Genomic DNA, 24,325 nt, shown 5'->3' with positions numbered 1-24,325 from the left:
TTATTTTTTAATAAAGTCTGAGCGGAAAATCTTATCCCACAAAGGTGAGCTTACACCATAACCTTTTTCGGGATTTTGGTAATGGTGCAGCATGTGGTGTTGTTTTATTTTTTTCCAGACGTTGCCCTTGAAATTAAAATGGTGGATAGCATAGTGCGAAATGTCATAAAACAAATAGCCTAAAATAAAGCCGGGAAAAAACCCGAAAACGCAATTTGTGGGCAGTATGACATCAAATAAAAAGTAAAAACCAGTAGCCAGTGGAATGCTTACTGATGGCGGTAAAACTAAACGTTTTGCATCGCTTGGATAATCATGATGAACACCGTGGAAGATAAAATGCAAACGCAAACCGATCTTGTTTTTAGGCACGTAATGAAAAACAAAACGATGCATGATGTATTCTACAAAGGTCCATACAAACAGGCCGATAAAAAAGTATTCGAAGTAAGCCAATGCACCTATTTGTTTCACAAAGAAAGCTATATAGGTACTGGCTAATATAACCGGTACAAAAATAAATACCGGTACCAGATAATGAACTTTGGATAAAGCTTCTAACAAGTCGCTTTTAAACATCCGTGTCGATTCTTCTGAATTTGATATGAAATTTTTTGCCATGGTTAATCAGGGTTTAAAACGTTCTGCTATTTCTCTGCCTGTGTTTGGATCTGTGCCTTTAAATTCCACATAAACGATGTTAGGTACCCAAAATGAGCCACCCTCAATCTTTACAAAGATACGGTTAACCATCATTTGTTTTTGTGCAATTGTTGCGAAGATATGATATTTTCCGTCGTTTGCCTTCATCAAAAGCATAGGAAATTTTTTGTATGATACAAATCTGACATCATACTGATTGTTCGGTAATTTTTTACTTACAACCCCATATGCAAACTTACGCTGTATATAGCTCAATTCTTCTCGTTGCCCTTTTTCTGCATAACGCAGCCAGTAAGGATGTACCGGCTCATCTTCATTTAAATGGCCGTTTGGGGCATTTAACTCGTAGATAAGTGTATTTGAGTTTGGTAAGCGTTGTAAGTAAAATAGGCGCTGGATGTTATCAGCCGGTGTCGGAAATCTATCCTCGTCAATTAAAGGGGGCTTTTGTGGCGTATGTATTGTCGTTTGGTCAGATGGTAAATAAGAACAAAGGGTAGTGAATAGCAATAAAATAGGTAATCTCATTAAGTCAGCGGCGTTAATTCTTTTCTTGTTTCTTTAGTGTGGCTTTAGCGTCAGTTAATCTTTTAAATGCTGTGATGTTGGTTAATACCGCAAGTAAAGTGACAGGTATGGTAAAGATAGACATGGTTTCAAAAACATGGTACCTGATACCGGGAACATATAATTTGTAATTACCGCCAATATACAATGAACTCACGCCGCAGATAATAGCGCATAAACCAATAGTAACTACACGCTCGGGGCGCTGCATTAATCCGCCTTTGCATTCAATGCCAAGCCCTTCAGCGCGAGCACGAACATAGCTTACCATCATTGATCCAATCAGTGCTATAAAAGCGAAAATTGAGCTTAAAAAATAGTGCTGGGCTATCAGGTAGTAGCAGATACCGAAAAACATGATCAGCTCGCTATATCTGTCTAACACCGAATCGTATAAGGCCCCGAAAATTGACTTCATGTTCCCCAGACGCGCAACCTGACCGTCCAGCATGTCAAACAGGCCGGCAAACAATATCAAGCCACCGGCCCAGCCAATATAGCTTAAATCGCCGCGGTTCCCTTCCTCGCCGCCAATTACAAATATTATGGCCACGCCGATATTCAATACAAACCCTATGGTAGTAACTGCATTGGGCGTGAGGCCCAGTTTAATTAAAAGCTTGACAAAAGGGTCAATTACCTTGTAAATACCAAGCTGCAGATTTGTACGTATAGATGTTTGTTGTGCCATTAATATTATTGTCGGGTGTTAAAAATCAAGTTTTACCCTTGCGCGTACACCGAATTGGGATACATCCGGATGATCCAGATAATTAAATCGCTTCACCAAATCGATGCGTATAAATTTAAAAATATTTTCTACACCAATACTACCTTCGATGTAGGGTGTTTTACCCAACGAATAGGTGATAGGTGTTCCATCACTTCTAACCGGAAACTGATATAGGTCAGGGTGCAGGTTAGGGTTATTGTCATTACTTAGCTGACCGTATATGGCTTTAAATGAAGCAACTTCGCGCCATTTTAGTTTTTTAAATAGTGGGATTTTATTAAAAAAGAAACCCATAAAGTGTTGGTCAATGTTCACAGCTACATATCTATCACTTACAAATTCCAAAAAGTTCATCAAGTTATATGAGTACAGGTCGTAAGCATAAGTTTGATTTGCGTGGAAAATGTTTAATAACGGATAAGGCACCTGGCCAAATATTTTGCCACCCTCAATAAAGGCATCGGCATAACCCAACTGCGACAAGTAGGTGCGCCTGTCTATGCGGGCATGTACCGTTTGATAATTGTAAGAACCGCCTACGATATCTTTGAAACCTTTAGTATAATCAAAGCTAATCACCGGATACTTACTTGGGATAGGCACCCGATATATCTTACCTTGATAAAACTGCTCATTCGGCGCATAGCGCAGGTTTAATGATGCTTCTGCAGTCGTGAGGTTATTGATTCGCCCGGCGTTATTGGTGAAATATAGTGAACCCGCAGGCGATTGCGTTAATTTGTTTAGCGACAGTGTATAGGAAAAGTGGTTTTCATATTCATGTACATAGTCAAATTTATAAAGATCATTATACAAATACTTGTCGTTTTCGCCACGTTTAAATGACAGCAAAAAGTTATCCTGTTGTACAAATCGTAACTGAGCACCCGGAATTTTAGTATCGCGGTTAAAGCTAGCCCTGATATAGTTCTGCGGAAACTTGTAAATAGATTTATCATTAAGCGAATACGTAGCGCTCAAAAAGCCTTTCCATTTTTCATCTTTAAAACCGTAGGCAGCGTAAGTTTCAAAATAATAACGTTTGCTCAATTCAGGAGTAGTACGTCCACCTAACCTTAACTTTAAACCCTCAATTGGGTTAAAGCTATAAAATGCGTTCGACGGCCCCACTTCAAACCAGTTAAACGATTTATAGCCGGCAAGCAAAAATGTAGCGATGTCCAACGTACGTTGGAAAGACTTCATGTGCGATAAGCTGTCGATGTTTTTATAAACTTTTGCCTCGGCAGTAGTCAATGTGTCCAGCCGGTTTTGCTGCCAGAACAGTTCGCTCCGATGCGAAACTTCATTAGAAACAACGGCGTCTTCGACGCCCTTTTTATAGGCGGTGTCGGGCCGGGGCTTATTTACCGCATAATTTTTGTAAACAAGGGTTCTGATACCAAACAAGCCGCCATTCTTATTTTTATTAACACCAAAATCTGCAAGATTAGTGCTTTTACTAAGATGGTAACGGCCATCAGGGTTTTGCTCAAATTCCAGGGTAATACCCATCGACTTAACAAAGTTTAAGTTGATGTTTTTGTTAATACCTAATTTGGCCCGTTGTACGGCATAATTGCTGTCCAGCGTGATGTATATCTTACCCTCAAATAACATGTCCTGCAGGTTACGCGGCGTAAAGCTCAATTCAACCAGTTTCTGTCCATTGTCAGTGGTAACCGTATCAGTTATAAAATACTTATAAAATGTAGGCCCGCCATTTGCTATCGGACTTAAAAAATTATTAGTCATCAGGTTGATGCTATTGTCATAGATATCAACCTTGGCATACATATATTTAAAAAGTTCTGTTATACCTTCTTTGTCTATTGAGCCACCATAATCAACTGTGCGTGTACCTAATATAACCGTTCTTTCTTTCTCAGGATTTTTGCGATAATAATATTGGGATAGCTTTTCGTCCAGATACAACGGTAATAATGATTTACCAGGAACAGTAGTACTGTCACGATTTTCAAGGACGAACTTGTACTTTTGCAGGAACTTTTTATTGGCAATTTTATCCGACAAATTAGCTATAGAGAACATCATTTTATCATACTCTTTATATTCAACATAGTTATAAGCTTCGGGGCGATTGAGGTCACGGTGAGCAATTACTTGCCTGATCAGTTCGACCGCAGGATTACCTTTGTTACGATATTTTTGTTTCTTAGCGGCCTTTACCTTAACCTCGGTTAATTCGGTTTCTACCGGCATCAATCTAATATTAACAACCTGAGATATGCCGGGTTTGATATTGATAAATGCATCTTTATAACCAACAAAACTGGCCTTTATTTGCTTAACAGGCTTATCTGTTGTTATAGAATAGCGACCAGCACTGTTGGTTGGTGCACCTATAGTGGTACCCGCAAAACCTACACTAACGTATGGCATAGTCTCATTTTTTTTTGAGCCGCCATCAGTCACAACACCAGTAACACGGGTAAGTTGGGCAAATAAAGCAGAAGTATAAAATAACAAGAAAGCGGTAAACGAAAGCTTTCTTAATAAACTTTTAAAATCCATGTACATCCTTTATACAAACTCACTTTAACAAGTGCTTATTTTATTTACTATGCTTATTTGATAAGAATTATAAGTCATAGTTACAAACTTGAAGTGCGTTTGAAAACGGGTGCAAAGGTAAATAAATACAATAGACTTCTGTGGTCAAAAAGTCAAATAAGGCGCTCTGTTGATAAAAATCAGCAGGTTTTACTAAAATTTGACATTTAGCAAATTGAGCCAGATGATGACATGCAAAATGATGTTAGCATAAATTCCCGCCAGCATGTCGTCAGCCATAACACCCCAGCCGCCGGGCAGCGCCTCTAATTTGCGGATGAGAAGGGGTTTGGCAATATCAAAAAATCTGAAAAGTATAAATCCTGCAATGAGATATTGTAAAGTCGCAGGTACAAAAAGGACACTGACAAATAAGCCGGCTACTTCGTCAATTACAACCCGGCTGTGGTCTTTACCCCAAATGGGTTCAACTTTATTACCGCTCCAAACTCCTAACGCGGTAACCACAAAAGTAAGAAGGAGGGAAGAAATTAAAGCCGGATTGGCATCGCGAAATAAAAAATACCAAACTACAGCAGCAAAAAAGGCCGCTACCGTGCCAACACCCTTACCTAAGTAACCAATGCCAAAAACAGTAGCGGCCAGTTTATGAAACAGCATAATTATTTTGCTTCAACCAGTTCTTCGTAATAATCTAAACCCAGGTGAGTAATCAGATCTTCGCCCATTAAGTAGCGCAACGTGTTTTCCAGTTTTATCAGTTGTTTAAATATATCGCTTTCGGCAGGTAAACCCGGGGCAGTTTGTGGCGATTTTAAGTAGAATGACAGCCATTCCTGAATACCGCTCATTCCAGCCCGTTTAGCAAAATCGCTAAATAAAGCTAAGTCTAATGCGATAGGGGCAGCCAGGATCGAATCGCGGCACAGGAAATTGATCTTGATCTGCATCTTGTAACCCAACCAACCAAATATATCGATGTTATCCCAGCTCTCTTTGTTATCACCATGCGGAGGGTAATAATTAATGCGGATCTTATGGTAGATATCGCCATATAATTCGGGGTTTTCTTCTGGTTTGAAGATATCTTCTAATACACCCAGTTTAGACACCTCTTTAGTTTTAAAGTTATCCGGATCATCCAATACCAAGCCGTCGCGGTTACCCAGTATGTTGGTCGAGAACCAGCCGCTCACCCCTAATGACCTGGCAGCTAAGCCGGGTGCCAAAACGGTTTTCATTAAAGTTTGACCAGTTTTAAAGTCTTTACCTGCGATAGGCGTGTTGGTTTCTCTAGCCAGGTCAATCAAGGCAGGAATATCGACAGTTAGGTTAGGGGCACCATTAGCAAACGGAATACCCAATTTTAAAGCCGCATAAGCGTAGATCATGCTTGGCGCGATCAATTTATCATCGGCTTTTAAACCCGCCTCAAATTTATCTAAAGTGGTGTGTACGTCTGATGCTTCGTAGTAGATCTCGGTTGAACCGCACCAAACTAAAACTACGCGTTCAAGGTCATTAGCTTCTTTAAAGTTTTGAATATCAGCTATCACCTGCTGAGCCAGCTCATACCGGGTGCCGGTTTTAACGTGAGTACCTGTTAAGTTTTTTGCATAATTTTTATCAAAGGCCGCTTTCATCGGTTTGATTTTCTGTAACTCGTCTTTTACCGAGTTAAGCAAACCGGCATCAAGTACCTTTGCATTCATTGCAGATTCGTAAACGTTATCTTCAAATACGTCCCAGCCACCCCAAACAATATCATTCAGGTCGGCCAATGGCACAAAGTCCTTAACTTTTGGACGGCGGTTTTCTGTACGTTTGCCTAAACGGATGGTGCCCATTTGGGTAAGTGAACCTATAGGTTCGGCCAACCCTTTTTTTACGGCTTCAACTCCGGCAATTAATGTAGTTGCCACTGCTCCTAATCCCGGTAGCAAAATACCAAGTTTGCCTTCGGCAGGTTTAATGTTGCTTTTCATGTTTTAATGTTAAAATGTAGATTGATGGTATTATTTGGGGGTTATATCCACTTATTATCCTTATACCATTGTAAGGTTTCTTTTAAACCTTCGGCTAAGGGGTATTGCGGGTCAAATCCAAGATCCTGTTTGGCCAGTTCATTACTGCATGACCAATTGACGGCTATTAATTCCTCCAGTTTCTCCAGATTTAAAATAGGGGCAGTGTTCCTCAAAGAACTTACTTTTTCTGAAATGCCGGCAATTAATTTTACAAAATTTACCCAAAGATGAAACTTCAACGTTTTTACGTTCAAAATAGTCTTGGTAAGCGTACCCAATTCATGCCGGTCATAGAAATTCCCGTCAGACAGATTATAGGTTTTCCTATCGCCTCTATGCAGTGCATTTACAGCGGCTTTAGCCAGGTCGGTTACATATATAAAGCTTAATTTTTGCTCGATATTACCAATATAAGGTTCCAGGCAATTGCTTACCTGTTTAAAAAAGATAAATATTCCCGTATCGCGGGGTCCGTATACCGCAGTTGGCCTTAATATGGTGTAATTTAATCCGTTAACAGCTTTCAGCATTTTTTCTGCTAACAGCTTACTCCGCCCATAAGCGGTGATAGGGTTAGGGTAGGAGTCTTCGGTGATGATACCGGGTAAAGTTTTTAAAGGGCCTATCGCAGCCAAACTACTTATCAGCACAAACTTTTTTAATGTATCACCCAAAACTAAAGCAGCCTGCGCAAGGTTTGCGGTGTATTCGGCATTTACTTTATTATATTCAGTTTCTGAGATTGCCCTGGTTACACCAGCCCCGTGAATAATATATGAATATTGCTTTTCTGATAGCTCAGCTTTAAGCGCATCGACATCCGAGTAGTCTAAATAGACATACTCAATATTAAAATCCTTAAGATGTCCGGTTTTACTATTTTTCCTGACTGCTGCATACACTTCCAGATTATTCTGTAAAGCTTCGGTAATCAGATGGTATCCAACAAATCCGCTTGCCCCGGTTATTAAAACCTTTTCCTTCATATCGCTTTTTCGTAGATGCGGTATGTTTTATAGGGGTCTCCTTTAATAGCCTCAATTGCCTTATTGATCATGATATTATTTTCCAGTGTCCAGCCGGCATCGGCATAATCGTAACCTTTACGTTTGTATTCTTTAATTATGGTGCCATATAAAACAGCCTCAATTCCCAGTTTGCGGTATCCTTCAACAACACCCAGGGCGTAAATCCGGATGCCCCGGATTTTGCCTTTGCCAAACAATAGTTTAAATAAGCCGGTAGGAAACAAGCGGCCTTTTTTTATGGTTTGAAAAATGTTATTGTAATCTGGTAACGCAACTGCAAAACCTACTACCTTACCGTCTTGTTCAGCTACCAAAGCAAAATCAGGATCCAGGATCAGTTTGAGATCCTTAGCCAACCAATCAAACTCGTCATCGGTAAGCGGCACGAAGCCGGTATTTTTATCCCAGGCGCTGTTATAAACTTCGCGCAATTTGATGGTCTCATTTTTAAAGTCTTTTAGGTTTACTTTACGGATAACGACATTACTGCGTTTTAGACGTTCTTGCAGAGCATCTAATAATTTAACCGACTTATCGTCATAATTCTGACCTTCCCAATGCCAGCCTATCAAATCTATCTGTTTATCAAATCCGGCTTTCTCAACCAGGTCGATATAGTAAGGAGCATTGTAAGTAAACATTAGCACCGGCGGGCTGTCAAATCCTTTGATCAATAAACCACAAGCTTCGTTAGTAGAAAAGTTTACCGGGCCGATAAATTTGCCGGTTATTTCCTGTTCTTTTAGCCAATCGGCAGCTGTTTTAAAAAGCAGCTTGGCAGTTTCCTGATCATTTATACAATCAAAAAATCCCCAAAAACCATCATTAACATGGTTGTACTCGTTATGCGCATTATTAAGGATAGCAGCTATACGGCCAACTATTTTATCGCCATCAAAAGCTAAAAAGCACTGCAATTTATTGTGTTTATGAAAAGGATGCTTAGTTAACAGATCACGTTGGGCTATGAATAATTCAGGCACATAGTTTGGGTCGCCCTGGTAAAGATCATGAGGGAAATCAATAAATGCTGCGAGTTCTTTTTTGGAATTTACCGGTACTATTCTTTTCATGCGGGATGCCATGGTTTATGACTATGAGTATAAAAAAATGCGGCCATCTGTTAAATGGCCGCATCCTATATTGCTGATAATTATATTCTTTCTTTAACGCCCATTACCACGCCCACATCTTTAAATGCTTTGGTAATTTTCTCAACAGCTTCTTCAATCTGTTCAAAGGTATGGGTTGCCATTAACGAGAAACGCAATAGAGACGAATCTGAAGGCACGGCTGGTGACACTACCGGGTTAACAAATACGCCTGATGATTGCAGGTGTTTAGTTACCAGGAAAGTTTTGTCGTTGTCTCTTACATAAATAGGTAAGATAGGGCTTTCTGTTGGGCCAAGATCAAAACCTTCGTCCAACAAAAGTTTCATAGCGTAGTTGGTATTATCCCAAAGTTTCTGGATACGCTCAGGCTCTGACTCGATAATGTCTAACGCGGCAATTACGCTGGCTACGGAACCAGGTGTCATGCTTGCACTGAACATTAATGAGCGTGCACGATGTTTCATATAATCAATCGTATCGGCATCGGCGGCAATAAAACCACCCAATGAGGCTAATGATTTACTGAAGGTACTCATGATCAGGTCAACTTCGTCAGTTAAGCCGAAGTGCGAGGCGGTGCCGGCACCTTTATGACCAATAACACCTAAACTGTGGGCATCATCAACCATAATATTAGCGCCGTATTTATCTGCCAGTTGAGTAATTTCAGGTAATTTAGCAATATCACCTTCCATGCTGAAAATACCATCGACAACAATTACTTTTACGGCTTCTTCAGGCAGCAAACTTAATTTGCGTTCCAAATCGGCCATGTCATTGTGTGCATATTTGATAACCTTTGAAAATGAAAGACGGCTGCCATCAATTAACGAAGCGTGATCAAATTCATCTAATATCAAATAATCATTACGGCCCGAAACGCATGACAGCACACCTAAGTTAACCTGAAACCCTGTGCTAAATAACACTGCGGCTTCTTTACCAACAAAAGCGGCTAACCGGTTTTCAAGTTCAATATGAATGTCAAGCGTGCCATTTAAAAATCTTGATCCCGCGCAGCCTGTTCCATATTTATCAATTGCTTTTTTTGATGCTTCTTTGATCTTAGGGTGATTCGTTAATCCCAGATAAGAGTTTGATCCGAACATTAACACGCGTTTACCATCTATTATCACCTCCGTATCCTGTGCAGACTCGATAGGTCTGAAATACGGGTACAGTCCTTTCTCCCTGATCATTGCCGCATCTTTAAATTGCGCAATTTTCTCATGTAGTTTTTTAACCATGTATATTAACCCTGCTTAAATTTTTTGTAAAAATACCATGAATAAGTTTATAACCTATATTAAGTCTGTAATTTTTTTTAACACCTGCCTTATTAATGAAGGTGTGCTGCTCTTCTCAATCGGCAAATTAATTAAATTTTTTATTTATTTCAGGCCTATACTTTTCATTTTTTTTCAAAATAATATAGAAAGGCTGGCGCCCCGGTATTTGATTGTAGAATTTAAGTAAAAATGTTGTGGCGCTGCTAACAATATATGTTTATAAGGCGATATTCGCACTCCCGAAAGTTTAAACCAATAGCAAGGCCAGCTTGACCTTTTGTTTTTATGTTTACTTGATCTGCCGATCATTTCTACTTATGAAAAAAAAATATTTATTGTTGATAATTAACTGTGTCTTTTTTAATGCTGCAAGTGTTTTCGCCCAACAGCCTGCAGATACTATACCCAGTGTTATTACTTTAAAGCAGAGCATACTTTTTGCATTACGCAATCAACCCGCAGTAAGGCAGGCTGCGATTGACCAGCAGATCAATGAGCGGGATATCCGTATCGGTTTATCAGGCTGGTTACCTCAAATTAATTCGACCGGCACTTATAATCATTACTTTAAAGGTAGCCCGGTAGCTTCAACCACGCCTGGAATTGTTTCGCCTATTGATGAATTTTCAAGCCTGGGTTTACAGGCCAGCCAGGTAATATATAATAATGACGTGTTGTTAGCATCCAAAACAGCCAACTACTCACGCTTATATTATCAGCAAAATACAATGAGCACCCAAATCAATGTGGTGTCCGATGTCAGCAAGGCGTTTTATGATGTACTTTTGTCTCAAAAACAGCTAAATATAGTTAATGAAGATATAACCCGCCTGCAACGGAGTTTGAAAGATGCTTATACCAGATATCAGGCCGGTGTAGTAGATAAAATTGACTATAAACAGGCGACCATTGCATTAAATAATGAGATTGCGTTGCGTAAACAAACTTCTGAAAGCATTAATGCCAAGCTTGCTTATTTAAAACAGATCATGGGTGTGAATCCTCAAGAACAAATCATATTGTCTTACGATTCGACCAATTACGAAAAAGAAGCTTATATAGATACCAATCAAACTGTCAATTACAATAATCGTATTGAGTATCAATTACTGCAAACAGAGAAAAATCTAAGAAACCTTAATGTAAACTATTACCGCTGGGGATTTTTGCCCTCGCTTTCAGCTAATGGCAGCTATAGCCTGGCTTACTTTAATAAGCATTATGGCGATCTATACAGCAACGCTTATCCAACCGGCTATGTTGGCTTGTCTTTGGCGTTACCCATTTTCCAGGGTACCCGACGTTTGCAAAATCTGGCCAAATCGCGGTTAGAAGTTCAGCGTGCCGATCTGGATATTGTAAATTCACAAAACACTATTAACACACAGTTTACCCAGGCGTTAGCGAGTTATAAAAGTAATTACACGTCCTGGCAGACGGTGAAACAAAATGTTGACCTGGCGAAGGATGTGTATAATGTGGTTAGCCTGCAATACCGGGAAGGTGTAAAAACTTACCTGGACGTAATTGTGGCGCAGTCAGATTTGCGTACCGCAGAGTTAAATTACTATAACTCATTATTTCAATTATTGTCGAGTAAAATCGACCTGAAAAAATCATTGGGAACACTTACAGTGGATCAAATACAAGAATAATACGATTGTATAGTAAAAAGAAATTAAAGATTATTACCCTCGCTACACTAATGAAGAAAAGATACATATTTTGGTTAGCCCCGGTTGCTATGTTAGCATGGGCATCATGTAAAGACAATTCAGCAAAGCAAGACGGGCCGCCGCCGGCAATGTCAGTTACTATGGTTGTAGCAAAAATGGGCGACGCTGTATATTATGATCAGTATCAGGGCACCGTTGTGTCATTAAATAATGTTGAGCTGCGCGCACAGGTATCGGGTTTTATAACAGGTATCTTTTTTAAAGAGGGAGATGTTGTACAAAAAGGTCAGCGGCTTTATGAAATCGACAGACGCAAATTTCAGGATGCAATAGCACAGGCACAGGCCAATTTAGCCAATGCTAACGCAAACCTTGACAAGGCTAAGAAAGATCTGGATCGTTATAATATGCTATTAAAGAATGACGCAGTTGCACGCCAAACTGTCGATCAGGCAACGGCGACTTATGAAACCAGCAAAGGTCAGGTTGCTGTGGCGAAAGCAGCTTTGGCATCGGCAAAAACAGACCTTTCTTATGCCACAATCACTGCGCCGGTTACCGGTCGTATCGGTATATCGCAGGTTAGGTTGGGGTCGCAGGTTGGTGCCGGTACCACCTTATTAAATACCGTATCAAGCGAAAACCCAATTGGTGTCGATGTGGTGATTAATGAACAGGATATCAACCGTTTTTATGATCTGCAAAAAAAGAGCACCGACTCAACTTTCAGATTGATACTACCCGACGGTGTAACCACTTATGATAAACCCGGAAAGCTTTTAGCTATTGATCGTGGCGTCAATAATCAAACCGGATCAATTAAAGTGCGGGTACAGTTCCCTAATGAACGTTCAATATTGAAAGATGGCATGAGCGCAAACTTAAAAGTGCTTAACAGTCAGTCAGGTAATCGCGTTATTATACCGTATAAAGCAGTTACTGAACAAATGGGCGAATTCTTTGTGTTTGTGGCTAAAGATACCACTATCCGGCAAAAAGAAGGCGGGGCAAAAAAGGATACTATTGCCTTTCAACATAAAGTGGCTATAGGTCCGCGGCTGGGCGATAAGGTCGTTATTGTATCGGGCGTTAACGCAGGCGACCTTGTCGTTACCGAAGGGCTGCAACGTCTACGTGACAGTAGTATGGTGACATCAGGTACCCCAGGTACTGGTACACCAGCCAAAAAATAATTTTCGGTACTTAAATATATTTTAAATGATCGCAGAAACTTTTATAAAAAGACCTGTTACAGCAATTGTTATATCTATTGTGATTGTTGTAGTAGGTATTTTAGCTATCACCAGTTTACCGATAGGGCAGTATCCGGAAATTACTCCGCCCACAGTTACTATTTCCGGTAGTTACACCGGTGCCGATGCACTGACGGTTGAACAAACCGTTGCCACCCCTATTGAGACTCAGGTTAATGGTACGCCTGGCATGACTTACTTACAAAGTAACAGCACCAATAATGGTGCTTTAAGTATGACAGCCAATTTTGAGGTAGGTACTGACATTAATATTGCTGCACTCGACGTGCAAAATCGTGTTGGCATTGCTACGCCGACTTTGCCCCAGGAAGTGCAGCGTTTGGGCTTAACTGTTAGAAAAAAGAATCCAAGTATTTTAATGCTGGTTGCAATGTTTTCGCCAAAAGGCACTCATGACGTAACCTATTTGGACAACTACGCTAACATCTTCATTAAGGACGCCTTATTGCGTACCAAAGGTGTGGGCGATGTGATATCGCGTGCAGACGATTTTAGTATGCGCATCTGGCTAAAGCCTGATAAACTGGCCGCCCTGGGAATGACTCCAGCTGATGTAACGGCTGCATTGAACGAGCAGAATGCACAGGTAGCAGCCGGTACAATAGGTGCAACACCGCAGGAAACCGGACAAACCTTTGAATATTCTGTAATTGTAAAAGGCCGGTTAGCTAAACCAGAAGAGTTTGGCAATGTGATTGTACGAACCCAGCCAGGCACAGGCGCTGTTGTGCACCTGAAAGATGTTGCCCGGGTTGAGCTGGGTAAATTTAACTACGCCGGCAACTCTTATGTCGATGGCAAAAGAGCATCTTATCTGTTGATCTACCAGGCGCCAAATGCAAATGCAATAGAGACTGCTGACAATGTATATGCGACTATGAAGCAACTTAAACAGTCATTTCCTGTTGACGTTGATTATGTAGTTCCGTTTGAATCAGTTACTGTAGTTAAGGTGTCCGTACGTGAGGTGGTTGAAACATTGGTTATAGCGCTGTTCCTGGTGGTTATTGTGGTATTCTTGTTTTTACAGAGCTGGCGTACAACTTTGATCCCGGTATTAGCTATTCCTGTATCCATTATAGGCACATTTATTTTCTTTATTCCCCTACATTTCACTATTAACACCTTAACCTTATTCGGGTTTGTACTGGCCATTGGTATCGTAGTGGACGATGCCATTGTGGTGGTTGAAGCTGTGCAGCACTATATGGATCAAAAGAACCTTTCGCCAAAGGAGGCTACTTTACATGCTATGCGCGATATATCTGCACCGGTGATAGCCATTGCCCTGATTCTGGCAGCGGTATTCGTTCCCGTAGGCTTTATACCGGGTATAGTAGGCCGGCTGTATCAACAGTTTGCAATCACTATTGCTATATCGGTATTGATCTCTGCCTTTGTAGCCTTGTCCCTAACACCGGCATTATGTACTTTGTTACTAAAGCCACATAAAATGGACGAAAGATCAAGTGGTTTAGATAAATTTTTCTTCAGATTTAACAGTTGGTTTGACAGGGTTACCGGTAAATATCATAATGGTGTACACAAAGGAATACAAAACTCGAAATTTGTTGTCATCATATTAATTTGTATAATAGTTGGTACCATACTGTTATTTAAAGGTAAACCAACGGGTTTTATACCGGTAGAGGATGAGGGACGTGTCTATATCACATTCGATTTGCCAGAAGGCTCATCGACTCAACGTACAGTGGCTGTACTTCATCAGATGATGGATACCCTTGATAAAGTGCCGGAGGTGGCACATTATGCTGCTTTAGGTGGATTGAACGTTGTAAGTTTCGCTACAAAGTCAAACAGTGCTACCATATTCGTACAGCTGAAAAACTGGGACAGCCGGAAAAGAACGTCACTGCAATTGGTAGGTGTGTTGCAAGCTAAGCTAAGCGCCAGGTTTAAAGAAGCCAATGTCGTGGTGATACCACCGCCTGCTATCCCGGGTTTAGGTACTACGGCCGGCTTCTCATTTATATTAGAAGAAAAACAAGCTGGGGGTGATATTAAAAATTTTGAAAGTGTATTAAAGAATTTCGTTGCAGCTATTTCAAAACGTCCTGAAATTGGCAAAGCATTTTCATTTTTTACTGCGCGTACACCGGCTTATCAACTCACTATCGACCGCGAAAAGGCCAAGCGTCTGGGCGTTCAGTTATCAGATATTAATAATGCGTTGCAAACTTATATGGGTAGCGCTTACATTAATGACTTTACCTTGTATGGACGTAATTTCAGGGTGTTAGCCCAGGCCGATACCAACTATCGTACTAATATGTACAACCTGGGTCAGTACTTTGTGCGTAACTCAAGTGGTGCTATGGTACCGCTAAGCACGCTAACATCCTATAAGATGATCGAGAATGCGCCATTAATATCGCATTATAACTTATTCCGATCTGCCGAAGTTGACGGTAATGCTAAAGAAGGCTACAGTAGCGGCGATGCATTAAAAGCTTTAGAAGAAGTAGCTGCCACAAACCTGCCTCAAGGCTATGGCTATGAGTTTTCGGGCCTTAGCCGTGAGGAGAAGCTCTCGGGATCTAAAACAGTTTACATTTTTGCATTATCAATAGGTTTCGTATTCCTCTTTTTGGCTGCCTTGTATGAAAGTTGGTCAGTACCGTTTTCGGTACTGTTAGCCGTGCCATTGGGTGCATTTGGTGCGATATTGTTCCTGACACTCCAGCCTTCGCTCGTCGACAACATTTATGCACAGATAGGTTTAATTACACTCATTGGTCTTGCGGCCAAGAATGCCATCCTGATCGTTGAGTTTGCCAAAGAGCGTGTGGACAGTGGCATGGAGTTAGAAAAGGCTACGCTTGAAGCTGTCAAACTACGTCTGAGGCCAATTGTGATGACATCAATGGCGTTTATACTTGGTGTTACCCCGTTATTATTTGCCGCAGGCGCAGGTGCCGAAGCACGTAAAACAATAGGATGGACCGTATTTGGCGGTATGCTTGGTGCAACTTCATTAGCGATATTTATAGTACCGGTGTTATTTTACCTGATAACTAAAGTTGCTTATGGAAAGGCTAAGTTAGCAGAGCTGCAGAAAAACTATAAAGAAAACCCCGACGAACTTCACTAATAGAAATTAATAATCTCGAGACGCCCTTAGCTAAATGTTAAGGGCTTTTTTATTGCGCATTTTTTAATATAGCCAGATACCGGTTTTTGTATAGATATTAAGACACTTTAAGCCTTTAAAAGCGAGCGCAAAACAAATTGTACCATACAAATTGCCTACAAAATCAGGCAATTTTGTTGCAATTACCGCTATCAACCTGATAGCAGCTAATTAATCCGTATTGATTTTAAGTACTCAAGTATAAGGCTCATTATTAGTATTTAAGCTATTAACAATTGTTAAAATCAGCTAAAATTATGTATGCCTGTACAGCTATTCAAGTGTTAAAAATGTAAAAAGATGGCACAATGGCAAAGTATTTGATTAACTGGGGTATTAACATATATCTATCACTATTAACAATTAAAGAGAAACACAACAATGAAAAAGTTAACAAAATTAGCAGCAGCAGCTTTAACGGGTGTTGCGCTATTCATCGGAACTACTGTAAAAGCACAAACTACCCCGGCAAGTAAATTGCGTTTTGGTATTGGATTAGAAGCAGGTGCACCAACCGGCAACATACACAATGGACCAGGAGGCTCAAACTTTGAATTGGGTGGGACTGCCCGTTTACAATACGGAACAAGCGATCACTTTGCATTGACACTAACCTCAGGTTATTACAATTTCTTTGGTAAAGATTATGATGCAACAGTAGGTGGTGTAACTACCCATTTTGACGCCGCAAGCACTGGTGTAGTACCGGTAAAATTAGGTTTAAAGGCCTTCTTCTCTAACAATGTATATTTCTCAGCAGAAGCAGGCGCCGGATTTGAGACTAAATACGCTAAAGACACTAAATTGATCTTATCTCCGGGCTTAGGCTGGGCTAATCAAAAATGGGACGTTGGTGTACGTTATGAAGACTTCTCAGGTCAAAACAATAACTACGGTCTGGTAGGCTTACGTATAGCTTATGGCTTTGCGTTATAACAAAACAGGGAACCTTCAAGAAAAACAAAGCCCCGGTGCATACGCATCGGGGCTTTGTTTTTAAAATGATAATCGGTTAAACCAATTTTCCTAAAGCAGCTTTAATTCTTGACATCGCTTCAATCAGTTTTTCTTCAGATGCAGCATACGACATACGGATCGATTTTTTGTCGCCAAATGAATCACCGCCAACAGTTGATACATGGGCTTCTTCCAGCAGGTAAATGCTTAGCTCATCGGCGTCTGTAATTGTACGGCCATTATAGCTTTTGCCAAAAAAACTGGTAACATTAGGGAAGAAATAGAATGCGCCACCTGGCAGGTTTACTTTAATGCCATCTATGTCTTTCAATAAATTATAAACGATATCGCGGCGTTTTTTGAAAGCTGCACGCATCTCTAGTACAGTTTCTAAACCACCCTCATAGGCAGCTAAACCTGCGCGCTGGGTAATAGACGAAGTACCCGAGGTTATTTGCCCCTGTAGTTTATCAATAGCGGCTGCAATCTCTTTATTTGATGCGGAATAGCCTAAACGCCAGCCTGTCATCGCAAAACCTTTTGACCACCCGTTAATAATGATCACACGATCTTTAATGCTGTCAAACTGAGCAATTGACTCATGTTTATCAACAAAGTTAATATGCTCATAGATCTCGTCAGACAGGATGTAGATATCAGGATATTTTTCAAATACTTTAGCCAGTCCTTCCAACTCCTCTTTGCTGTAAACGCTGCCGGTTGGGTTACATGGCGATGAGAACATGAAAAGTTTAGTTTGTGGTGTAATGGCTGCCTCCAATTGCTCTGGTGTGATTTTGAAGTCACTTTCAACGGTGGTGTCAATAAACACTGATACACCTTCAACCAGTTTAACAACTTCTGAGTATGATACCCAGTAAGGAGTAGGGATTATCACTTCTTCGCCCGGATTAACTAAGCAAAATAACACATTAGCAATTGATTGTTTAGCACCGGTTGAAACAACGATCTGGCTGAAATCATAATCAAGGCCATTTTCGTTCTTCAACTTGGCAGCAACAGCTTTGCGCAGCTCAGGGTAGCCCGGTACCGGAGTATAATAGGTATAATTATCATCCAGTGCCTTTTTTGCAGCATCCTTAATATGCTGTGGAGTATTAAAATCGGGTTCGCCAAAGCTAAGGTTTATTACATCAATACCTTTAGCGGCAAGTTCGCGGCCCATTTTGGCCATTTTAATAGTAGCTGATTCTGACAGGTTGTTGATCCTGTTACTTAATGCACTCATAGTTTGTTTTTATTTGTCGCGCAAATATAGAAAATAACCCCGAAGGCTACGACTAAAGCTTTAAGTGGTAATGCATTATTTACTTTCTTTTATCAAGCTTCGGCATTATGGTATAATTACCCTAAATTTGACGCCTGATCCATCGCTTTGCAAGAACAAAAGAAGATAATCCTTATTTCGCTTGTTACCGGTATTGTGTTAATGCTGGCTAAGTTTACTGCCTATTTTATAACCAATTCTAACTTTGTATTGACTGACGCTGCAGAAAGTGTGGTCAATGTAGTAGCAAGTTCGTTTGCGTTTTTCAGCATTTACTTATCAGCGCAACCCCGCGATCAGAATCATCCTTATGGACACGGTAAGATTGAGTACTTTTCGGTTTTTATTGAAGGAACATTGATTTTTATCGCCGGTGCCGGTATCGTCATTAAATCAACTTACGGCATATTTCACCCTAACGTGATACATGACCTGGTTTTGGGTGCCATTATCATTGGTGCTACAGGAGCAATCAATGGCATTTTGGGTTATTATATGACTCGTAAGGGTAAATCTATTCCATCTATAACCATCGAGGCAGATGGGCATCATTTGCTAACGGATATGGTTACCAGCTGTGGTCTGGTGATTGGTTTATTGTTGATACACTTTACCAGGATAGCCCTGCTGGATAGTATCCTTTCTATCCTTGTCGGTACTTATATTGTCTTTACCGGCTATAAATTAGTCAGAAAATCTGTTGGCGGGCTGATGGACGAAGCAGATTTTGATGTGGTAACCAATGTAGTTAAATTTTTAAGTGACAACAGGCGCAATGCCTGGATTGATGTGCATAATTTAAGAGCGCAAAAGTATGGTAATGAGCTGCATATTGATTGTCACCTGACATTACCTTATTATTTCGACTTAAATAAAGTGCATGAAGAGGTTTCGTTGGTAGATAGAATGATCAACGCCAACGCAACCAAAACCGAGCTCTTTATTCATGCTGACCCCTGTTTGCCCGAATGCTGCCATTATTGTAATATGCCCGACTGCCCGGTTAGGTACGAGCCGAAACGCGAGGATATTGAATGGACTATGGACAGGGTTATCCGCAATAAGAAACACTTTGAACAAGAATAATGTATCTATTTAACGTACGTGTATATGGCTTGCTGATAAATGCTAACCAGGAAATACTGGTGAGCGACGAACAGGAGTATGGTATGCGTTTTACCAAATTTCCGGGCGGTGGCTTGGAATATGGTGAGGGATTAACAGATGGATTAAAGCGCGAGTTTGTTGAAGAATGTAACTTAGATGTCGAGATCGTCAATCATTTCTATACTACTGATTTTTTTGTGAAGTCGGCTTTCAACGACTCACAGATCATCAGTGTGTACTATGTGGTGCAAAATACCACACCGGTTGACTTGATCATCAAAACTGATGTTTTTGATTTTGATAGCGATATGGAGCCACTTCAATCTTTCAGGTGGATAAAACTCAGCGAATTGAATGAGGGTGATTTCACTTTTCCAATTGATCAACACGTTGCAAAACTTTTACTACAAAGCTTATGAATTTAGTTGAACGCGATCTTAAAATAATTTGGCACCCCTATACACAAATGAAAACGGCCCAACCGCCGGTACCCATTGTACGGGGTGAGGGTGCTATACTTTTTGACGAGGACGGCAAAAAATATATTGATGCGGTGTCATCGTGGTGGGTTAATATTCATGGGCACGCCCATCCTTACATAGCAAAGAAGGTATCCGAGCAGTTGACAAAACTGGAGCACGTAATATTTGCCGGTTTTACCCACCCTGCAGCAGTTGAGTTGGGTGAACGGTTGCTTGCCATTTTACCGGCCAATCAGCAAAAGGTATTTTATTCAGATAATGGCTCCACGGCGGTAGAGGTAGCCATAAAAATGTGTTTGCAGTATTGGAATAACCAGGGCCAGAGCCGCACCAAAATGCTGGCATTTAAAAATGCTTATCACGGCGACACCTTTGGCGCTATGGCTGTAAGTGGCCGAAGTGCTTTTACTGCTGCTTTTGATTCGCTCTTGTTTGAGGTTGAGTTTATTGATCTGCCTACACAAGAAAATATAGAAGACCTCAAATCTCAAGTCTCAAATCTCAAATCGCTATTAGCCTGTTTCATTTTTGAGCCATTGGTACAAGGGTCGGGTGGTATGCTGATGTACGAGGCGCAGTACCTAAATGAACTGATTGCTCATTGCCGCAAGGAGAGTGTACTAACAATAGACGACGAAGTTTTTACCGGTTTCGGCCGCACAGGCAAGCCATTTGCCGCTGATCATATTACTGAGCAACCAGATATTATGTGTTTCTCAAAAGGACTTACCGGAGGTACTATGGCTTTAGGGCTCACCACATGCACGCAGCAAATATTCGATGTTTTTCTATCGGATGATAAGTTAAAAACACTGTTTCATGGGCATTCGTTTACGGCTAACCCTGTAGCTTGTGCTGCAGCATTGGCTAGTTTAGATTTGTTTTTAGATCCGGCGACAGCCGAAAACATTGAGCGCATAAAAAACTCGCACGCTAAATTTGCAGAGCGTATCAAGAATCACCCTAAAATAAAAGCGGTGCGTCAAACAGGTACCATCGTGGCCATGGAGTGGGAGACGGGTGATAATACTTCCTATTTTAGTTCGTTGCGCGATAGGTTGTATAATTACTTTTTAAAGGCCGGTATAATTCTGCGCCCGCTGGGTAATATTATCTATATTTTACCTCCATATTGCATAACCGATGCCGACTTAAATTACATTTACAGCAAAATTGAGCAGGCACTAGAAGAGATATGATACTATGAGCTTACACAAAATACTACCTACTATAATTGCTAATAACCAGCTACACGCGCGCTGGCTAAACACCTTGTCGCTGATGGAGAACACCGGGGCGCGCAAAATATCAGCCAGCGAGGACCCTGCAACGGTTACTTATATCATCTTAAAGCATGCTGCAGAAGAGCATCGCCATGCTTTTTATCTGAAAAAACAGATTGAAAAAACCGGTAAGAACAGCTGCCCAACTTATGCTGATGAATACCTGGTAGCATCAAACTATAGTAAATACTATTTAAATAAACTTGATGTTGAAGTAAGCCGCTATTTAAAAAAAGAACTTAACTTATCAGGTAAAGATTTGCGATTTGCTGCTTATCTGCTGGTAACTTATGCTATCGAGGTGCGTGCAGATGAGCTTTACCCGGTTTATCAGGCGGCTTTGGACGGAGCCGGTAGCAAGATCAATGTCAAGTCGATTATTTTAGAAGAAGAAGGGCATCTGGAAGAAATGATCAATCAACTGCGCCAATTTTCGCCGCAATGGCAGTTACATGCCGATAGGGCTGTTGCAATAGAAACCCGGTTGTTTAATGACTGGATTGTTGCTTTAGGTAACGAGGTTAATTGATCTGACTATCAGTCTAATACGCTAAATATTCTGTAAATATTTGCTGCATGAAAGCCTTGCCCGTTAGCAAGGTTTTTTCAGTTACCGCCTTATCTGCGTTCTTGTTTTTTACGTAGATCATCCGGCGACCCTGGTTGTCATATGATACCGCTTGTTCGGGTGTCATGAAACCGAAACCGTTGTCCCAATCATAAAATGCAAAAGCCGGAGCGTAGGGGTTTAACAGGTTTTTTGACCACCCAAACTTTTGTGCCGGCATGTTGACCTGTGCTAAAAGTGTAGCTGCTATATCGATCTGATTACCTAACTTATTTACTATTGTGCCTTTGTATTCAGGTTTCAGAACATCACCCATAAACAACAACGGTATATGATATTTCTGCGGACTGAATGCTCCCGCGGTACTCTTAGGTAAACGATGCCCGTGATCGGCAACCAAAATAAACAACGTGTTTTTATACCAGGCTTGCTTTTTTGCCTGTTCAAAATAAGCATTCAGGCATGAGTCTGTAAACCAGGCTGTACTTCTGAACCGATCAGCGACATCCTTGCCTTTAAAATGGCCTTTAACCGGTAACACGAAAGGCTCATGATTGGTGGAAGTTTGCAGCAACGAAAAGAAAGGCTTGGTTTGCTTATTCAAGTAAGCAACATGCTTGTTAAGCAGCACGTTATCAAACGCACCCCAGGTTGACCCTATTTCACTTTCGCGCATCGTGTGACGGTCAATGATCTGATCGATATGATGATCATGCATATAGGTATCAAAGCTCATATAATCGGCAGAGCCTCCATAGAAATAAGAAGTGGTATAACCCGCACTTTTAAAATCTGTTATCAGCGAAGGTAGTTTTCTCTGCTTGGTGGTATCAACCACAATCGTGCGGATTGCCTGGGATGGAAAGCCACTCAAAATAGCAATCAAGCCCTTATCAGTACGGTCGCCGGCCGAATAAATATTATGGAATAAGACGCCTTCTTTAATAAACTTTTCAAAGTTTGGTGCGTCGCCTTTTTCACCGCCTAATGATTCTATCAGGTCGGCAGTAAAGCTTTCCAGTTGGATGATCACCACATTTGGTTTATCGGTTGTCAGGATATGAATCGTTGTATCTTTTGGTGTTTTAAAAGCCTCGGCTACTAACTTCTTCGCGTCATTTGGCGGCAAAAATAAGTAAGGATTATATGGCTTACGCAGGTTCTCAAAAATGTTATTAAACAAATTCCATTCTGTGTTTTGAGCAGAAAGGTCCAATAATTGATTATCAGAGAAATAGCCGGCGCTTTGGTTTATAGGATCGGGGGTAAGGGTGCCCCGTAGTATAATAAAGTTTAGTCCAGTCAACAAAACCGACCATAACACTTTGCTGCCGGTGTTTTCTGCAGGTTTTTTAAAGCGATAGTCTATTATATAATTTGATAGCAATGCTCCTGCAACAAATAAGCCCGCCATGATAGTTAAATTCAGGACAATAGGCGAGGAGGCAGTTGATGACATCGACTCGGCAGGCGAATTGTACAGCGTATCAAAAGCCCTGAAGTTTACTTTAGCACCCCATTCGGCAAATATGCCCAGGTCAACAACCGCTATCAAGCTTATACAAAAAAGGCAAAACCAGGTATAAATTTTAAGCCAGATAGGATGAATATGTTTTTTATTTCCTGAAAGCCAGTTGATAGTAAATATCAGGAGCGGAATAATGGCAATGTAAGCTGTAGCCGATGCATCCATACGGATGCCATACAAATAGGTTTTTAAAATGTCGGCAAAAGTTGCGCCTTGCAGTTTGGCGTGAAAATATATTTCAAAAACTACCCTGGTTAGTGCAAAAAACAGTAGCCAAAAAATATAAAATCTTATAAAACTAAAAAGGCTTCTTAACATTGAATGGCAAAAGTAATTAATTTACCATAAGGTTAAGAAGCCTTCAAAAAAATGTTATAGCACAGACTTATCTGCCGCTCATCGCTTTCAGATCATCCAGCGAAATTTTTTCAAAACCTGCCGGAATTCCGAAGCTGCCGGTAGGAGCTTTTTCATCAGTTACTGATTTTAAGGTTACATCCAGCGCCTGACCTTGCTGAATAGTAGTAAACTGAACAGGAGTACCGCCGGCCCCAACAAAATATTTGGTTAACATATTTGTAGGCATGGTTACATCGTTGGTTACCCATGCTACATAGCTGCTACCGCTTTTTGTGTCTTTTACATCAACCTTTTTGCAACTATAACCATTAATAACCTTCGTTTCGGTTGATGGTGTAAATGCAAACTTCGGGGCCGCTGCGATACCTTGTTCAATTTCGTCGGGTGTTAAAACAGCAGCTTTTTTAATAGACGCTACGGGCACGTCAACCAAAATAGCAACGTAAGTATTCTTGTTATTGGTTAAAACCTTGATCAAGGCAGGCCCTTGCTGTGTTACCGAAACAGCCGAATCCGGAGTGAAATATATTTTTGACTCTGCATCGCCCATCTGTGTCTTCAGGGCATATGTAGCAGTACCTTGTGTATAAGATTTTTGAGCACTGGCAGTAAAAGCTAAGGCGCTGAACGCCAGCCCTGCGGCTATTTTTAATTTAGTATTCATGTTTTGTTTTTTGTTAGTACAATTTAGCGA

The 24,325-nt window shown here is 40.8% G+C and carries 20 protein-coding genes; 8 read left to right on the top strand and 12 right to left on the bottom strand.

What is annotated here, in order from left to right; all coding sequences use genetic code 11:
- From ABD772_RS05120 to spt, 9 genes are all read right to left on the bottom strand, one after another.
- Window positions 1-621, bottom strand: coding sequence for a sterol desaturase family protein (locus ABD772_RS05120; RefSeq protein WP_345101406.1), 621 nt, complete (start codon window positions 619-621; stop codon window positions 1-3).
- Window positions 622-627: 6 nt separating this feature from the next.
- The gene (locus ABD772_RS05115; protein ID WP_345101404.1) at window positions 628-1,191 is read right to left on the bottom strand and encodes a DUF4833 domain-containing protein; all 564 of its coding nucleotides are present in this window, start codon (window positions 1,189-1,191) and stop codon (window positions 628-630) included.
- A 13-nt stretch (window positions 1,192-1,204) separates the two neighbouring features.
- The gene (locus ABD772_RS05110) at window positions 1,205-1,921 is read right to left on the bottom strand and encodes a CDP-alcohol phosphatidyltransferase family protein (protein WP_345101402.1); all 717 of its coding nucleotides are present in this window, start codon (window positions 1,919-1,921) and stop codon (window positions 1,205-1,207) included.
- Window positions 1,922-1,939: 18 nt separating this feature from the next.
- On the bottom strand, window positions 1,940-4,498 hold the full coding sequence (locus tag ABD772_RS05105; protein WP_345101400.1) for a DUF5686 family protein: 2,559 nt from the start codon (window positions 4,496-4,498) through the stop codon (window positions 1,940-1,942).
- 192 nt (window positions 4,499-4,690) lie between these two features.
- The gene (locus ABD772_RS05100; RefSeq protein WP_345101398.1) at window positions 4,691-5,158 is read right to left on the bottom strand and encodes a phosphatidylglycerophosphatase A family protein; all 468 of its coding nucleotides are present in this window, start codon (window positions 5,156-5,158) and stop codon (window positions 4,691-4,693) included.
- 2 nt (window positions 5,159-5,160) lie between these two features.
- Window positions 5,161-6,483 (bottom strand): inositol-3-phosphate synthase, encoded by a 1,323-nt coding sequence (locus ABD772_RS05095; protein WP_345101396.1) that lies wholly within the window; start codon window positions 6,481-6,483, stop codon window positions 5,161-5,163.
- A gap of 41 nt (window positions 6,484-6,524) precedes the next feature.
- Window positions 6,525-7,511, bottom strand: a complete 987-nt coding sequence (locus ABD772_RS05090; protein WP_345101394.1) for an NAD-dependent epimerase/dehydratase family protein — start codon at window positions 7,509-7,511, stop codon at window positions 6,525-6,527.
- The gene (locus tag ABD772_RS05085) at window positions 7,508-8,626 is read right to left on the bottom strand and encodes a GNAT family N-acetyltransferase (RefSeq protein ID WP_345101392.1); all 1,119 of its coding nucleotides are present in this window, start codon (window positions 8,624-8,626) and stop codon (window positions 7,508-7,510) included. Before ABD772_RS05085 ends, ABD772_RS05090 begins: the two co-directional genes overlap by 4 nt.
- Window positions 8,627-8,706: 80 nt before the next feature.
- Window positions 8,707-9,915, bottom strand: coding sequence for a serine palmitoyltransferase (spt, locus tag ABD772_RS05080; RefSeq protein WP_345101390.1), 1,209 nt, complete (start codon window positions 9,913-9,915; stop codon window positions 8,707-8,709).
- A gap of 359 nt (window positions 9,916-10,274) precedes the next feature.
- Here spt and ABD772_RS05075 point away from each other — a divergent pair, with 359 nt between their 5' ends.
- The 4 genes from ABD772_RS05075 (at window position 10,275) to ABD772_RS05060 (ending at window position 16,994) form a co-directional block, all read left to right on the top strand.
- Window positions 10,275-11,612, top strand: a complete 1,338-nt coding sequence (locus ABD772_RS05075; protein ID WP_345101388.1) for a TolC family protein — start codon at window positions 10,275-10,277, stop codon at window positions 11,610-11,612.
- A gap of 50 nt (window positions 11,613-11,662) precedes the next feature.
- Window positions 11,663-12,826 (top strand): efflux RND transporter periplasmic adaptor subunit, encoded by a 1,164-nt coding sequence (locus ABD772_RS05070; protein ID WP_345101386.1) that lies wholly within the window; start codon window positions 11,663-11,665, stop codon window positions 12,824-12,826.
- Between the two features lie 25 nt (window positions 12,827-12,851).
- Entirely contained in the window at window positions 12,852-16,019 is a 3,168-nt protein-coding gene (locus ABD772_RS05065; protein WP_345101384.1) for an efflux RND transporter permease subunit, read from the top strand.
- 420 nt (window positions 16,020-16,439) lie between these two features.
- Window positions 16,440-16,994 (top strand): hypothetical protein, encoded by a 555-nt coding sequence (locus tag ABD772_RS05060; protein WP_345101382.1) that lies wholly within the window; start codon window positions 16,440-16,442, stop codon window positions 16,992-16,994.
- Between the two features lie 76 nt (window positions 16,995-17,070).
- On the opposite strand, the gene ABD772_RS05055 is transcribed toward ABD772_RS05060, so the two are convergent.
- Window positions 17,071-18,264 carry a pyridoxal phosphate-dependent aminotransferase gene (locus ABD772_RS05055; protein WP_345101380.1) on the bottom strand — a complete coding sequence of 398 codons (1,194 nt, stop codon included), beginning with the start codon at window positions 18,262-18,264 and terminating at the stop codon, window positions 17,071-17,073.
- A gap of 147 nt (window positions 18,265-18,411) precedes the next feature.
- On the opposite strand from ABD772_RS05055, the gene ABD772_RS05050 reads away from it, so the two are divergent.
- From ABD772_RS05050 to ABD772_RS05035, 4 genes are read left to right on the top strand one after another with little or no spacing between them, the layout of a single operon-like run.
- Window positions 18,412-19,389, top strand: a complete 978-nt coding sequence (locus ABD772_RS05050; RefSeq protein ID WP_345101378.1) for a cation diffusion facilitator family transporter — start codon at window positions 18,412-18,414, stop codon at window positions 19,387-19,389.
- On the top strand, window positions 19,389-19,829 hold the full coding sequence (locus tag ABD772_RS05045) for an NUDIX domain-containing protein (protein ID WP_345101376.1): 441 nt from the start codon (window positions 19,389-19,391) through the stop codon (window positions 19,827-19,829). The genes ABD772_RS05050 and ABD772_RS05045 overlap by 1 nt, the downstream gene beginning before the upstream one ends.
- A complete protein-coding gene (gene bioA / locus ABD772_RS05040; RefSeq protein ID WP_345101374.1) occupies window positions 19,826-21,091 on the top strand; it encodes an adenosylmethionine--8-amino-7-oxononanoate transaminase in 1,266 nt (421 codons plus the stop codon). Before ABD772_RS05045 ends, bioA begins: the two co-directional genes overlap by 4 nt.
- A 4-nt stretch (window positions 21,092-21,095) precedes the next feature.
- Window positions 21,096-21,704 carry a hypothetical protein gene (locus ABD772_RS05035; RefSeq protein WP_345101372.1) on the top strand — a complete coding sequence of 203 codons (609 nt, stop codon included), beginning with the start codon at window positions 21,096-21,098 and terminating at the stop codon, window positions 21,702-21,704.
- Window positions 21,705-21,717: 13 nt separating this feature from the next.
- Here the strand turns inward: ABD772_RS05035 and ABD772_RS05030 are convergent, their stop codons facing one another.
- Both ABD772_RS05030 and ABD772_RS05025 read right to left on the bottom strand, forming a co-directional pair.
- Entirely contained in the window at window positions 21,718-23,589 is a 1,872-nt protein-coding gene (locus tag ABD772_RS05030; protein ID WP_345101370.1) for an LTA synthase family protein, read from the bottom strand.
- Between the two features lie 67 nt (window positions 23,590-23,656).
- The gene (locus ABD772_RS05025) at window positions 23,657-24,295 is read right to left on the bottom strand and encodes a hypothetical protein (RefSeq protein ID WP_345101368.1); all 639 of its coding nucleotides are present in this window, start codon (window positions 24,293-24,295) and stop codon (window positions 23,657-23,659) included.
- Between the last annotated feature and the right edge of the window lie 30 nt (window positions 24,296-24,325).

The sequence above is a fragment of the Mucilaginibacter panaciglaebae genome (assembly GCF_039539265.1).
Taxonomy (GTDB): Bacteria; Bacteroidota; Bacteroidia; order Sphingobacteriales; family Sphingobacteriaceae; genus Mucilaginibacter; species Mucilaginibacter panaciglaebae.
This window is presented reverse-complemented; position numbering and strand designations above follow the sequence as displayed.